12 protein-coding genes are annotated in these 14,083 nt (G+C 71.7%); 3 read left to right on the forward strand and 9 right to left on the reverse strand.

Going from position 1 to position 14,083, the window contains the following annotated elements; translation table 11 throughout:
* Positions 1–22: 22 nt before the first annotated feature.
* A complete protein-coding gene (locus MILUP08_RS20310) occupies positions 23–583 on the reverse strand; it encodes an NADPH-dependent FMN reductase (protein WP_007461025.1) in 561 nt (186 codons plus the stop codon).
* 135 nt (positions 584–718) lie between these two features.
* On the opposite strand from MILUP08_RS20310, the gene MILUP08_RS20315 reads away from it, so the two are divergent.
* Complete coding sequence (locus MILUP08_RS20315) at positions 719–1,183, forward strand: MarR family winged helix-turn-helix transcriptional regulator (protein WP_007461027.1); 465 nt, start codon at positions 719–721, stop codon at positions 1,181–1,183.
* Positions 1,184–1,218: 35 nt separating this feature from the next.
* Here MILUP08_RS20315 and MILUP08_RS20320 read toward each other — a convergent pair whose 3' ends face one another.
* From MILUP08_RS20320 to MILUP08_RS20355, 8 genes are all read right to left on the reverse strand, one after another.
* Complete coding sequence (locus MILUP08_RS20320; RefSeq protein WP_007461029.1) at positions 1,219–3,555, reverse strand: beta-L-arabinofuranosidase domain-containing protein; 2,337 nt, start codon at positions 3,553–3,555, stop codon at positions 1,219–1,221.
* 246 nt (positions 3,556–3,801) lie between these two features.
* A complete protein-coding gene (locus tag MILUP08_RS20325; RefSeq protein ID WP_144056976.1) occupies positions 3,802–4,302 on the reverse strand; it encodes an anthrone oxygenase family protein in 501 nt (166 codons plus the stop codon).
* Between the two features lie 167 nt (positions 4,303–4,469).
* Complete coding sequence (locus MILUP08_RS20330; protein ID WP_051066011.1) at positions 4,470–6,209, reverse strand: IucA/IucC family protein; 1,740 nt, start codon at positions 6,207–6,209, stop codon at positions 4,470–4,472.
* Between the two features lie 125 nt (positions 6,210–6,334).
* Positions 6,335–6,916 (reverse strand): GNAT family N-acetyltransferase, encoded by a 582-nt coding sequence (locus MILUP08_RS20335; protein WP_007461033.1) that lies wholly within the window; start codon positions 6,914–6,916, stop codon positions 6,335–6,337.
* Positions 6,913–8,202, reverse strand: coding sequence for a lysine N(6)-hydroxylase/L-ornithine N(5)-oxygenase family protein (locus tag MILUP08_RS20340; RefSeq protein WP_039908440.1), 1,290 nt, complete (start codon positions 8,200–8,202; stop codon positions 6,913–6,915). The genes MILUP08_RS20335 and MILUP08_RS20340 overlap by 4 nt, the downstream gene beginning before the upstream one ends.
* Before the next feature lie 35 nt (positions 8,203–8,237).
* Positions 8,238–9,836, reverse strand: a complete 1,599-nt coding sequence (locus tag MILUP08_RS20345) for a pyridoxal phosphate-dependent decarboxylase family protein (RefSeq protein ID WP_007461035.1) — start codon at positions 9,834–9,836, stop codon at positions 8,238–8,240.
* Positions 9,837–9,932: 96 nt separating this feature from the next.
* On the reverse strand, positions 9,933–10,790 hold the full coding sequence (locus MILUP08_RS20350; protein WP_007461036.1) for a siderophore-interacting protein: 858 nt from the start codon (positions 10,788–10,790) through the stop codon (positions 9,933–9,935).
* A gap of 4 nt (positions 10,791–10,794) precedes the next feature.
* A complete protein-coding gene (locus tag MILUP08_RS20355) occupies positions 10,795–11,829 on the reverse strand; it encodes an ABC transporter substrate-binding protein (RefSeq protein ID WP_007461037.1) in 1,035 nt (344 codons plus the stop codon).
* A gap of 141 nt (positions 11,830–11,970) precedes the next feature.
* On the opposite strand from MILUP08_RS20355, the gene MILUP08_RS20360 reads away from it, so the two are divergent.
* Together MILUP08_RS20360 and MILUP08_RS20365 are read left to right on the forward strand one after the other, a co-directional pair.
* On the forward strand, positions 11,971–13,008 hold the full coding sequence (locus MILUP08_RS20360) for an iron chelate uptake ABC transporter family permease subunit (RefSeq protein WP_083915883.1): 1,038 nt from the start codon (positions 11,971–11,973) through the stop codon (positions 13,006–13,008).
* Between the two features lie 26 nt (positions 13,009–13,034).
* Positions 13,035–14,063, forward strand: coding sequence for a FecCD family ABC transporter permease (locus MILUP08_RS20365; RefSeq protein ID WP_039908443.1), 1,029 nt, complete (start codon positions 13,035–13,037; stop codon positions 14,061–14,063).
* The last annotated feature ends 20 nt before the right edge of the window (positions 14,064–14,083 follow it).

Genomic DNA, 14,083 nt, shown 5'->3' on the forward strand with positions numbered 1-14,083 from the left:
TCTCAGGGCGTACGCGAAGGGGTCAGCCCTTGCGCAGCGGCGCGAGCGCGGCGCTCCAGGCCACGACCTGGTCGAGGGTCGCGTTGAGCGCGTCCCGCTGGTGGTCGTTGGGCTTGAAGACGCTGAAGTTCTCGAAGTCGGTGAAGAGCGACAGGGCGACCTGCGAGCGCACGTCGGCCATCTGCAGCTCACCGGCGATGAGGCGCAGGTGCTCGACGGCCCGGGTTCCGCCGACCGAGCCGTAGCTGACGAAGCCGACGGCCTTGTTGTTCCACTCGCCGTAGAGGAAGTCGATGGCGTTCTTCAGGGCGCCCGAGGTCGAGTGGTTGTATTCGGGCGTTACCATCACGAACCCGTCAAACGACGCGATGGTCTCGGCCCAGCGCACCGTGTGCGGCTGGCTGTACTGACCCATCGAGGGCGGGTACGCCTCGTCGAGGTGCGGCAGCTTGTAGTCGAGCAGGTCGATCAGCTCGAACTGCGCGTCGGAGCGCTGCTGGGCGATCTCGTGGACCCAACGGGCGACGGCTTCGCCGTTACGCCCCGGGCGGGTGCTTCCGAGGATGATCCCGATCCTGGTCATGGCTGCGCCTTTCAGTAGTCCGAACCTGACGTCGGAACGCTAGCCACTTCTTGCTTCGTCAAGCAAATGACGGTCCTATGGCTGTTGTCACACGCTGGGTGAGCAATTGCTCAATCAAGCAACTATGCTGAGAGCATGCCCGACGTCAGTTCCGAGCCGCTGCGACCCCTCGATTCCGACGAGGAGGCGCTGGTCCGCGCCCTGGGCCGGGTGATGTACGTGGTGCCGCGCACCATCGACGCCGACATGGTCAGCGACCGGCAGGTGCCGCTCACCGAGTACACGGCCCTGATGAATCTCTCCGAGGCGCCGGACCGGCGGATGCGCATGCACGAGCTAGCGGCGGCCTGCTACCTCTCGCTCAGCGGCATGACCCGGACGATCATCCGGCTGGAGACGCAGGGCCTGGTCAAGCGGGAACGGTGCGAGGAGGATGCCCGCGGCTGGAACGCGGTGCTCACCGACGCGGGCTTCGCCCGGTTGGAGGAGTCCTGGCCCAGCCATCTCGCGGCCGTACGTAGGCGGTTCCTGGACCACTTCGAAGGGCTCGACCTGGCCCAGCTGGCCCGCGCGTTCGGGCGCGCGGGAACGGCCGACTGAGCGAGGTCGAGCCCCTCGACGTGGTGGCGTGAGCGCTAGGCGTTTGCCACGAGCCGCCAGCGGTTGTCCGCGCTGCCGTTGTCCGGGTCCTGCACGGCCTGCGCGCCGTACGCGGTGTTCCCGTTGAGGATGCCGAGCAGCTTGCCGCTGTTGACGTTGCGGATCTTGTAGGTGCCGTCGCCGTTGTCCACCAGGGTCCACCGGTGGTCGGCGGTGCCGTTGTCGGACCACTGCAGCACGCGGGCGTTGTCGGCGGTGGACATGTTCTCCACGCCGAGGACCTTGCCGCTGTTGACGTTGCGGAACCGGACCGCGTTGCCGTCGGTCACCACGACCCAGTTGTGGTCGGCGGTGCCGGTGTCACCCCACTGCACGGCGAGCCCGCCGTCGGCGGTGGACATGTTCTGGATGCCGAGCACCAGGCCGGTGCCCACGTTGACCAGCCGGTGGCTGCTGCCGCCGCCGCTGCTGCCGCTGGTGTTCCAGTAGACGGTGTAGTTGAAGCCGTGGGCGTCCTGGAACGGCCCGAGGTTGACCGTCGACCCGTTCGCGGTGGCGGTGAACGCCAGCGCGCTGGTGCTGGTCCGGGCGATGGACGAGACGTTGAGCGCCGGCGGCGCGCTCAGCGTGCTGTTGCCGTAGTTGCCGGCGAGCACGCTCGGACCGTAGGTGACGGCGGCGATGCTGGAGTTGTCGTTGGTCGGCTGTACGACGACACGCATCGGCAGACGCACGGTGATGGTGTCCCCGGCGGCCCAGGTACGCGTGACAGTGGCGTAGCTGCCGGGCGTCGTGGCGACGGACTGCTCCACACCGTTGACGCTTACCGTCGCGCCGTTGGTCCACGCCGGAATGCGGACGCGGACGCTCCACGACCCGCTCATCGTGCCGCCCAGGGTGAGCGTAGTGGTGTCACTCACCGGGTACGTGGTGCTCTGGGTGACCGTGATGCCCCGCTGGGACCAGTTCAGCTCCGAGGGCACGAACAGGTTCACGGTAAGCGTGGTGCCGCTGTAGAAGTAGATGGAGTCCATCAACTTCGTGTTGATCTCCACGCCGGTGCCCTGGCAGCACCAGAACGAGTTGTAGTCGGTGCTCCAGGTGCCGCCACCCCACGCCGGGCCCACGCCCCGCCGGCCACCCGGCTTGAGCGGGGTGAAGTAGGTGATGTGGCCCTTGCTGTCGGCCGGGTTCTGCGCGCCGATCAGGTGGTTGATCGTGGCGCGCTCGTAGTAGTCGAAGTAGTCGGTCCGGCTCGGGTCGAGCAGCCAGAGCTCCCGCGTCAGCTTGAGCATGTTGTAGGTGTTGCACTGCTCGCAGGTGTCGTTGCTGAGGTATCCGGCGATCGCGTTGGGCGCCCGGAAGTGCTCGGCCTGGCTGTTGCCGCCGATGACGTAGGTGTGCGCGCGCACGGTGATGTTCCACGCGTTGCTGGCGATGTCCCGGTAGCGGGTCGTCCCGGTGGCCTTGAACTCGCGGGCGGCGCCGACCCACTTGGGCACCTGCGTGTTGGCGTGCAGGCCATTGAGCTGGTCCTGGTTGTTGGCCAGGGGGTTGAACACGGAGGCGTGGTCGAACCGCTGGGCGGTGGTGAGCCACCGGGAGTCGCCGGTCATCTGGTAGATCTCGGTCAGCACGTCGTTCATGCCGCCGAACTCGGTGCCGAGCATCGACTGCATCTGGCTGCTGCTCAGGCGGGACGTGCGGGTGTCGACCCAGCCGGCGAGGGCCAGCAGCACCGTGCGGGCCTGCGTGTTGCCGGTGTAGCGCCACACGTCGAGCAGCCCGGCGAGCGTCTTGTGGATGCAGTAGTAGGGCACGTTGCCGTTGGACAGCGTGCGCGCCTCGAGGGCGGAGAAGTCGGACTCCGGGAAACCGGAGAGGTAACCCGCCCCGAAGCCGGCCGCGCCGTTGTTGGCCTGGCACTTGGCCAGCTCGGCGACCATGTAGTTCGCCTTGTCCCGGCAGGTGGTGTCGCCCAGCACCGCGTAGGCCTGGGCCCAAGCGGTCAGGAAGTGCCCCTGCATGTGGGTCCGGAACGGGAAGTTCGGCGCGTCCCAGCCACCGTTGGTGGCGGCGCCGTTGGTGGACAGCCGGTGGTTGGCGCGGAAGTTGTAGAGCATGCGGTCGACGTCGACGAAGCGCAGGTAGTTCAGGGTGCGGTTCTGGTTGTCCAGCCAGCGACCGGCGGTCAGTCGCACCTGGCCGAGGTCGAAGGCATAGGCGCCGACGCCGATGTCCGGCCGCGCCGGCGGGACCACGGCAGCGGCGGCGGGGCCCGCGCCGAGCGTCGTGGCTCCGGTCGCGGAGATCACGGCGGTGGCGCCGGCGGCTTGCAGCACGCGGCGTCGGCTGAGGGGCAGGGACGACATGGGACCTCCAGGTGAGCGCTACCGGCGACGGGACGACAACCGGGCGGGACGGGCTCGGCGGGGATGCAGGGGTCCGAACGTTAGCGTTCACATCCGTGTCCGGCATGTTACGGCCCCAGGCCCCATCAATTCAAGATGGTAACTGTCGACGCTGGTCCCGCGCCTGTGGAAGACCGGTGTGCCGCCGTGCCACTCACCGTCTGGGGTAAGGCGGGCCCGCTCGTGTTATCGATAACACGAACGGGTTCAGCCGAGCGGCCGGCCGGCGACGGCCAGAGCCCACGCGAGCAGCCCGAACGCGCCGGTCGAGGCGACGGCCCGGACGACGTTGCCGCGCACCCAGGCCACCTCGAAGCGTTCCCGCAGGGCGGCGAGGTCGGTGATCCGGTCGACGTCGCCGGCCTGGGCCAGCACGGTGTTGAGAGGGACGTTGACGGCAGCGGTCACGCCGAGCACCACCAGGTAGAGCAGCAGCGCGGCGACGATCCAGGGCAGCACCGCGCGGTGCCCGGCGCCCAGGTGCAGCGCCGCCGCCAGCAGCGTGCACACCAGCGCGCCACCGAAGCAGACGGCGAACCATCCGTTGAGAATGGACTCGTTGATCCGCTGCATGGCCAGCACCAGCGTCCGGTCGTCGGTCCGGCTCAGGCCCGGCATGACCGCGTAGGCGAACGCGGCGAACAGGCCGGCGGTCAGGCCGGTGGTCACGGTGGCGGCGAGCAGACTCGCGCTGCGCAGGAAACCCATGCCCTCCATTGCACCGGCCGTCGGCCGCCCCGGCCATGCGCGACAGCGTCCGGCGCATACGCGTGCGTCTCAGCCCCGCCCGCGCCCCGCCCGCGCCCCGCCCGCGCCCCGCCGGCGCTCCACAGGCGCCGGCCGGGCGCGACTGGCGGTACCCGCGGGGGGCCGTGTCAGCGGGCCGGGGCGTGGGCCGCGAGGGGGTTGGCGAGGGTGCCGACGAACTGCAGGGCCGCCGACGGATCGGCCAGATCGACCATCTGCTGGTTGTCGCGCAGCTGGAGCCGGTTGAGGCAGGACAGCGCGAACTCCGGGGCGAACAGGTCGTAGTGGCGTACCCGCTCGGCCAGGTGCGGCACCCGGTCGAAGTAGTCGGCCGCGCAGGCCGCGACCGTGCCCCAGAAGGCGTCCTCGGTGAGCACCCCGGCCTCGACCAGCACCGCGCTGAGGTGGCGCAGGAAGCAGTCCACCACGTCGGTGAAGATGCTCAGCAGCTTGGTGTCGTCGGGCACCTCCACCTGGATCCGCCGCACCTGCTCCGGCAGCTCGGCGTCGGTGTTCAGCACCGCGATCTCCTCGGCGATGTCCTTGAAGATCACCCGCTCGACGGTGTGGTGCTCGTCGAGGACCAGGATGACGTTCTCGCCGTGTGGCATGAAGGCCAGGTCGTGGGCGTAGAAGCTGTGCAGCAGCGGGGTCAGGTAGGCGTCCAGGTAGCGGCGCAGCCACACCTCGGGCGTCAGGCCGGACCTGTCGATCAGGGCCGCCGCCAGCGAGCCGCCGTCGTCGTCGGTGTGCAGCAGCGCGGCCATCGTGGACAGCCGCCGCCCCGGGGCCAGGCCGGGCACCGGGCTCTCCCGCCACAACGCGGCGAACATCTTGCGGTACGGGGAGGTGCGCTCGGTGGCCGCCTCGTACTGCCGGTGCCGGTAACCGACCGCGGCCCGCTCCCGGATGATCGTCAACCCGGTGCCGGCGAGCACCTCGTCGCCGGCGATCAGGTCCGCCAGCCAGTCGTTGATGGCCGGGGTGGCCGCCATGTACGCGGCGGACAGTCCGCGCATGAAGCCCATGTTCAGCACCGACAGCGCGGTCTTGACGTAGTGCCGGCGCGGCTCGGTGACGTTGAAGAAGGTCCGGATCGATTGCTGCGCGAGGTACGAGTCCGGCCCGGGGCCGAGGTGCACCAGCCGACGCTCGGCCAACTCCCCCGCGAACGTGACGGCCAGCTTGTTCCACCACTGCCACGGATGCGCCGGGATGAGGTGGTAGTCGGCGAGGTCCAGCCCGAGCTCGGCCATCGTGGCGGCGAACCGGGCCCGGGTCTCCGCGTCCAGCTCGCCGGAGATCAGGGCGTCGTAGTCCAGGTCGGCGGCGCTGCTGAACGTCGAGTGGTCGCGGTGCGCGGCCAGCCACTCCAGGCGTACGGGCGTGGCGGCCTCCGGGGCGTAGCGGTGGTACTCGTCGACGCCGAAGCCGAGCCGGCCGTTGTTGGCCACGAAGCAGGGGTGCCCCTCGGTCATCGACGTCTCGATGGTCTGGAAGTCCGACCCGGCCAGCTCGGCGGCGCTCGGCAGGGACTGGGCCAGCTTGTACGCCGTACCGGCCAGGGTGGAGGTGATCTCCTCCAGGTAGACCGGGAGCACCCGCGCGGACAGCCCGAGGGCGCCGCGCAGCTCGACGATCAGGTCCACGGCGTCGGGCGGCACCTCGACGCCGTCCCGGTGCCGAGTGATGCTGTCGGCGTCGATCTGCCAGTGCGCAAGAGCGAGCACCCGGGCGACGAAGCGGTAGGTGACCGTGCCGTCGTCGCTGCGAACCTCGTACCACTGCCTGTCGTCCGGGCCCGGCACGGGCTGCGGGGTGAGCAGCCGTTCGTGGGTGAACTCGGCAAGCGCCTTGCGGACCAGCATCCGGTTGGCGCGGGCCCAGCGCTGCGGGGTGAGATGCGCGACGGCGTCGCCGGCAGCGGTGTGCGCGCCGGGGGCGGTCAGGGCGGCGTGCGCCGCTGTCGTCTGGGCGGGGACGGCGGTGGAGGTCACGCCGGGGCTCCTTCGGTTCGGGTGGCGGTCGCGGCCTGGAACTGGGCTCGGGTGCAGACGCTGAGCAGCGCGTCCTTCTCCGGCTTGGCGATCGGGCCGACGACCTCGAAACCGACGGCCGCGTTCAGCGCGTGCACTGCGGTGTTGCGCACGTCCGGCTCGACCACCACCCGCTCGGTCGCCGGGTCGGCGAAGAGCCAGGCCATGACGGTGGTGATCACCGCCCGGGTGAAGCCGTGCACGGGGTCGCCGGCGGGCGCGCACAGGAAGTGCATGCCCACGTCGCCGGGCTGGACGTCGTACAGGCCGACCAGCTCGACACGGGCCGGGTCGTAGCGCTCGGCCAGGAAGGCGGGCTCCCCCCGCCACAGCCCGAGGTACGCGTCGTGGTGCGGGTGCGCGGCGATGCGCCGGTACTCCTCGGTCACCCGGGCCTCGTCGGCGTCCTGCATCAGCCAGAACGCCGCCTTCGGGTGGGTCACCCAGCCGTGCAGCAGCGGGGCGTCGGCCTCCGGTTCGAGGGTACGCAGGGCGAACGCGCCGAGCCGGTCGTCGACGCGGGTGAAGACGACGCTCACGACGTCACCCCGGCCGGCGCGCCGAACTCCTGGAAGGTGATGCCCTTCTCGATCGGGTAGTGCTCCCGGCCGAGCAGTTCGCGGATGATCCAGGAGTTTCGGTACGCGCCCATGCCCAGGTCGGGTGAGGTGATGCTGTGCGTGTGGGTGCCCGCGTTCTGCAGGAAGATGCCCCGCCCGCTGTGGTCGATGCTGTAGTTGCGGGCCACGTCGAACCGCCCGTGCGCGTCCCAGCGGATCCGCTCCCGAACCGGGGCGAGGAACTCCGGCACCCGGTAGTGGTAGCCGGTGGCCAGCACCAGCCCCTCGGTACGCAGGGCGAAGTCCCGCTCCTGCTCCACGTGTCGCAACCCGAGCCGGTACTCCCCGTCGTGGTGGGCGGCGTCGACCAGCTCGGTGTTGGTCAGCAGCCGGGTACGCACCGGCCCGTCGACACTGTGCGCGTAGAGCAGGTCGAAGATGTCGTTGATCAGGTCGGCGTTGATCCCCTTGAACAGGCCCTTCTGCTCGGCCTCCAGTCGGTAGCGGGTTGCCTCGGGCAGCGCGTGGAAGTAGTCCACGTAGTCCGGTGAGGTCATCTCCAGCGTCAGCTTGGTGTATTCGAGGGGGAAGAACCGGGGCGAGCGGGTGACCCAGTTGAGCTGGTAGCCGTACCGGTCGAGGTCACCGAGCAGGTCGTGGTAGATCTCGGCGGCGCTCTGCCCGCTGCCCACCACTGTGATGCTGCGCTTGGCCCGCAGCGCGTCCCGGTGCTCCAGGTACCGCGAGTTGTGCACGGCGTCGCCGGGCAGCCCGGCCACGGCGGCGGGCAGGTGCGGCGGGGTGCCGGTGCCGAGCACCAGGTGCCGGCCCCGGTACTCGACGCTCTCCCCCTCGCCCGTGGTGGCCCGCACCACGTACCGCTCGTCGGCGCTGTCGTACTCGACCGTGGTCACCGTCTGACCGAAGCGCAGGTTCGGCAGCTTGGCCGCCGCCCACCGGCAGTACGCGTCGTACTCGCTGCGCAGGGGGTAGAAGCTCTCCCGGATGTAGAACGGGTAGAGCCGGCCGATCTCCTTGAGGTAGTTGAGGAAGGAGTACGGCGACGTCGGGTCGGCGAGGCTGACCAGGTCGGCGATGAACGGGGTCTGCAGGCGGGCCGACTCCAGCAGCATGCCGGGGTGCCAGGCGAGGCTCGGTCGGGCCTCCAGGAACACCCCGTCCAGCTCGTCGATCGGCGCGGTGAGGCAGGCCAGGCCCAGGTTGTACGGGCCGAGCCCGATGGCGATGAAGTCGTGGGTGGACATCGGGGTCTCCAGGCGCGGGTTCGGGGTCACCGGCATCAGCCGACGGGGCAGATCAGGTCGGCGGCGGCGCGCTCGCGCACGTACCGACCGGCGTGGCCGGCGATCAGTTCGAGCACGTGGCCGACGTCGTCGACTGTGGTGGCCGGGTTGAGCAGCGTGAACTTGAGGAAGTGCCGACCGTCCACCCGGGTCCCGGCGACCACGGCGAGGCCGGAGGCGGCAAGCGCCTCCCGGGCGTGCAGGTTGGCCGCGTCGACGAACTCCCGGCCCGCGCCGGTGGGCAGGTAGCGGAAGACCACAGTGCTCAGCTGCGAGCGGGTCACCACCTCGAAGCGGGGGTCCTCGCTGACGAGCTGCCAGGCGTCGGCGGCTCGGTCGACCACCTCGTCGAAGAGTGCGCCGAGCGCGTCCGGGCCCATCACCCGCAGGGTCAGCCAGAGCTTCAGCGCGTCGAACCGGCGGGTGGTCTGCAGGCTCTTGTCGACCTGGTTGGGGATCTGCTGCTCCACCATGCGCGCCGGGTTGAGATAGTCGGCGTGGTACGTGGCGTGCCGCAGGACCCGCCGGTCGCGGACCAGCAGCGCGCTGGAGCTGACCGGCTGGAAGAACGACTTGTGGTAGTCGACGGTCACCGAGTCGGCCCGTTCGATGCCGTCGAGCAGGTGCCGGCGCGTCGGCGAGACGAGCAGCCCGCAGCCGTACGCGGCGTCCACGTGCAGCCAGACGCCGGCCGCCGCGCAGATCCCGGCCAGGTCGGTGAGCGGGTCGATGGAGCCGAAGTCAGTGGTGCCGGCGGTGCCGACGACAGCCATCACGACCTGCCCGGCCTGCCGGCACCGGGTGATCTCCTCGCGGACGGCTGCGGGCCGGATCCGCCGCTGCGCGTCGGTGGGTACCGCGATCACCGCGTCCGGGGCGAGCCCGAGCAGCTTGGCGGACTTCTGCACGCTGAAGTGCCCGGCGGCGGAGGTGAGCACCCGCAGCCGGGGCAGCAGCTCGGCGCGGGCCGCCGGGGTGGTCGCGTCGGCGCACGCCTCCTCCCGGGCCAGCAGCAACGCCTGGAGGTTGGACTGACTGCCCCCGCTGGTGAACACGCCGTCCGCGTCCGGGCCGAAACCGATCCGCCGGGCGGTCCAGTCGATCAGTCGCCGCTCGATGAGGGTCGCCCCGGCGCTCTGGTCCCAGGTGTCCAGGGAGGAGTTGACCGCGCTGAGGACCGCCTCGCCGAGCAGCGCCGGGATGACCACCGGGCAGTTGAGGTGGGCCAGGTAGCGGGGGTGGTGGAACCAGACGGCGTCGCGCAGGTAGACGTCCTCCAGCTCGTCCAGGGCCGCGCCGGCGTCGCCCAGGGGCCGGTCCAGGTCGACCCGGTCCACCAGCGGGGCCAACTCGGCCGGGGTGACGCCGGTGGCGGGCCGGTCCACCGCGGCGACCCGGCGGGCGACCCGGTCGACGCCGGCGGCGATCGCCCGCCGGTACTGCTCGACCGAGCCGTCGTGCAACAGGTGGGCCCGCGCGGCGGCCTTGCCGTCGACCAATTTCGGCAGCGCGGCGGTCGACGCCGGCGCAGGGGCGGCCAGCGCGCCGGCGGGCGCGGGCGGGTCGGGCTCAACGGGGTACGTCGGCACGGTCACGGGATGTCCTCCACGTTCTCGACGATGGGCAGCCGGAACCGTCCCCCGACCCGGCGGCGCGTCGGGGGCCGTGCTGCGTTTCTGGTGGGTCGCTGGTCAGGCGGTGGCGCCGGCCAGCGCCTCGGCGCGCAGGTCCTCCTCGGAGAGCCCGCGCCGCCAGTAGCCGGCGAAGGTCACCCGGCGGCGGTCGATGCCACGCTCGCCGACCAGGTGGCGGCGCAGCGCCCGCACCGCGCCGGACTCGCCGGCGATCCAGGCGTACGGCTTGCCGGCGGGCAGGCGGGCGGCGCGCAGGGCGCTGACCAGCAGGTCACTGCCGGGCGGGGTGCTGCCGCGCACGATCCAGCGGATCTCCGCGGCGGCCTCGGTGGGCAGCTCGGTGATGTCCGCGGCGTCCGGGACCTCGATCCAGGCGCGGACCCGGGCGCCGGCGGGCAGCCAGGCCAGGATGCCGGCGGTGGCCGGCAGCGCGGTCTCGTCGGCGACAAGCACGACGAGGTCGGTGTCGTCCGGCGGGCGGAAGCAGACGCTGCGGTTGTCGTGCACCGCCGGGCCGAGCAGCAGCACCCGGTCGCCGAACCCCGCCAGGCTGGCCCAGCGCGAGGCGGGACCGGTGCCGCCGTGACCGACGAAGTCGATGTCCACCTCGCCGGCCTCCGGACGGTGCTCCCGGATGGTGTACGAGCGCATGACCGCGCGGACCTCCGGCGGGAGTGCCCGCCAGGCGCCGAACCAGTCGTCGCCCCGCTCGACCGGGACGACCGGGGTGTCCTGCCCGGGGTGCGGCAGGAACAGCGAGACGCTCTGGTCCCGGCCGCCGCCGGCGAAGTCGACGAGCTCCGCGCCACCGAGGGTGACCCGGATCAGCGAGGCGCCGACCTGGCGGGCCCGTACGACGTGCGCGGCGAAGAAGCGGTACTGCAGGGCGACGGGTTCGACGGTGCTCGTGCTCATGGCGTCAGCTGACCTTCTTCGCGTTCCGGATGGCGGTCGCGAGGTTCTCCAGCAGCGGCGCGGAGCCGGCGTACGAGAAGCGAGGCACCGCGTCCCACGGGGTCACCTGGTTGGCCTTGACCGCCGGGAGTTGCTGCCAGGTCGGCTTGGCGGCGAGGTCCTTGGGCTGCAGGGCGGTGCTGCGGTTGTCCAGCAGGATCAGGTCGGCGGGGAACTTGCCGGTGTTCTCCCAGCTGAGCGCCTCGAAGTAGTCGCCGGCCTCGAGCTTGGTGGGCACCACGATGTCGACGCCCAGCTCGGCGAAGTACATGAGGTCGGTGCTGACCTTGGGGTTGGACACGTAGAACAGGTCGGGGCTGCCGGAGCAGGCCATCACCTTGATGCCGGGGTTGGCCTTGACGGCCTGCCGGACGGCGTCCGCTGCGGCGTCGAAGCGGGCCTTCGCGTCGGTGACCACCTTGGCGGAGAGGTCGGCGCCGAGCGATTCGGCAAGCGCCGCGTACCGCTCGATGGGCTTGGTCATCGGCACCCGGGCCGTGGTGATCGCCACGCTGGGCGCGAGCGGCAGGATCTTGTCCTTGCTCTCGTCCGGCACGTACCAGAGGGCGTCGGGGTCGTACATGTGGGTGACCAGCAGCTCGGGGCGCAGGGCCGCGTACTTCTCCAGGCTGAACTCGCCCCACACATTGCCGAGGATCTCGACGGTCTCGACGTTCAGGGCGCCGGCCTGCGGGTCGGCCGTGCCGTCGGCGCGCTTGGTCTCGCCGAACACGCCGACGAGCTGCTTGTCGAGACCGAAATCGACCAGTGCTGCCGCCACTCCGGTGAAGGCCACCACGCGCGCCGGACGACTCGCCGCCTCGATCTTCTTGTTGCGGTCGTCGGTGAACGACCAGGGGCCACCGGCATTACCACTGCCAGCGGGCTTGGCCGCATCGTCCTTGCCGCAGCCGGCGAGGAGCGCGGCCAGCGTGGCGGCGCCGCCGGCGGCCAGCAGGCCACGACGAGAGAGGCGACGGGCGGACAGTGCATCGGGCATGGTGTCGTCTTTCGATCAAGGGAAGGTCGGGGCGACCGGGACAGCGGGGTTAGGTTAGCCTAACCTCGGTAGTTGTCAACAGCGGTTCGCCGTGTCGCCACACCCCCGGAGCCCACACTGGACGCCACACCCACCGTCGCCATGTCAGCACCGAACGTGCCGGACGTGTCGACGGCCCCTCCCCCGAAGCGACGCCGGGCGGCCCGCGCCGTCGGCCTGCTCGGCGCCGTGGTGCTGCTCGTCGTGATCCTGGTGCTCAGCATCGCGGTCGGCGCGAAGTCGTTGCCGCTCGCCGACGTCTGGTCCGGGTTGCTGCACCGCGACGCGACCGAGTACGCGGTGGTGCACCGCATGCGTCTCCCCCGCACCCTGCTCGGACTGCTCGCCGGCACGGCGCTCGGCGTGGCCGGCGCCGTGATGCAGGCCCTCACCCGCAACCCCCTCGCCGATCCCGGGCTGCTCGGCATCAACGCCGGCGCGTCCGCAGCCGTGGCCGTCGCCGCCACCTTCCTGGGCGTCACCGCCATCGGCGGGTACGTCTGGTTCGCGCTGCTCGGCGCCGCGCTCGTCACCGCGCTCGTGTACGCCGTGGGCGGCGGGCGCGGCGCGACCCCCGCCCGCCTCGCACTGGCCGGGGCGGCCCTCAACGCCACCCTCTACTCGTTCGTGAGCGCGATCATGCTGCTGGACACCGCCTCGCTGGACCGGCTGCGGTTCTGGACGGTCGGCTCGCTGGCCAGCGCGGACTCCGCGACCGTGACCCGGGTGGCGCCGTTCATCCTGGTCGGCCTGCTGGTCGCCCTCGGTGCCGCCCGTCCGCTGAACGCCCTCGCGCTCGGCGACGACGCGGCCCGCGCCCTGGGCGCCCGACCGGCAGTGATCCGGGCCGCCGTGATCGTCGCGGTCACCCTGCTCTGCGGCGCGGCGACCGCCGCCTGCGGCCCGATCGTCTTCGTCGGCCTGCTGGTGCCGCACCTGGTGCGCGCGATCACCGGGCCCGACCTGCGCTGGCTGCTGCCGTACTGCGCGGTGCTCGCGCCGGTGCTGCTGCTCGGCGCCGACGTGCTGGGGCGGGTGCTCGGCCGGCCCGGTGAACTCCAGGTCGGCATGGTCACCGCCGTGCTGGGCGGCCCGCTCTTCCTCTGGCTGGTCACCCGCTCACGGGTGGCACACCCGTGAGCGCGCGCACCAACGGGCTCAGCACGATGACAGTTCTCCGTACCCCCGGGGGGTTGTCGGTGCGGTTCCGCCCCCGCGCCCTGGCCGTCGGCCTCGGCGCGGCGGTGCTCGCCGCCGGGCTCGGCCTTGTCGCGTTGGGCAGCGGCGACTACCCGATGGGCCCGACCGACGTGCTGCGCGCCCTGACCGGCGGCGGCAGCGTGGCCGAGCAGTTCATCGTGACCGAGCTGCGCCTGCCCCGGCTGGTCACCGCCCTGCTGGTCGGCGCGGCGCTGGCGCTGGGCGGCGCGGTGTTCCAGTCCCTGGTCCGCAACCCGCTGGGCAGCCCGGACATTCTCGGCTTCACCCAGGGCGCGTCGACCGGCGCGCTCGTGGTGGTCGTCCTGGGCGGCGGCAGCCTGGCCCTGGCCGGCGCCGCGGTCGTCGGCGGGCTCGCCACCGGCCTGCTGATCTACGCGCTCGCGTGGCGGCGGGGCGTGCACGGCTACCGACTCGTCCTGGTCGGCATCGGCGTCGCCGCGATCCTCACCGGCGTCAACGGCTACCTGCTGACCCGGGCGCCGCTGATGGACGCCGCCCGCGCGGTGCTCTGGCTCACCGGCAGCCTGGACGGGCGGGGCTGGGCCAACGCCGGGCCGCTGCTCGCCGTCACCGCCGTGCTCGCGCCGCTGGTGCTCGTCGGCTGCGCCCCGGCGCTGCGGATGATGGAGCTGGGCGACGACACCGCAAGCGCGCTCGGCGTGCCGCTACGCCGGCTGCGCCTGGTGCTGCTCGCCTCGGCGGTGCTGCTGGTCTCGTTCGCGGCGGCGGCCGCCGGCCCGGTGTCGTTCGTGGCGCTCGTCGCGCCGCACGTCGCCAAGCGGCTGACCCGGGCCCCCGGCCCGAACCTGCTGCCGTCGATGGCCCTCGGCGCGGCGCTGCTGGTCGGCGCCGACCTGCTGGCCCAGCGCGCGTTTCCCGGGCACCAGCTCCCGGTCGGCGTGGTGACCGGAGTGCTCGGCGGCGGCTACCTGGTCTGGCTGCTGGCCGTCGAACGCCGGGCGGGTCGGCTGTGAACACCCGCGAGACGATTCAA

The organism is Micromonospora lupini str. Lupac 08, from assembly GCF_000297395.2.
GTDB lineage: Bacteria > Actinomycetota > Actinomycetes > Mycobacteriales > Micromonosporaceae > Micromonospora > Micromonospora lupini.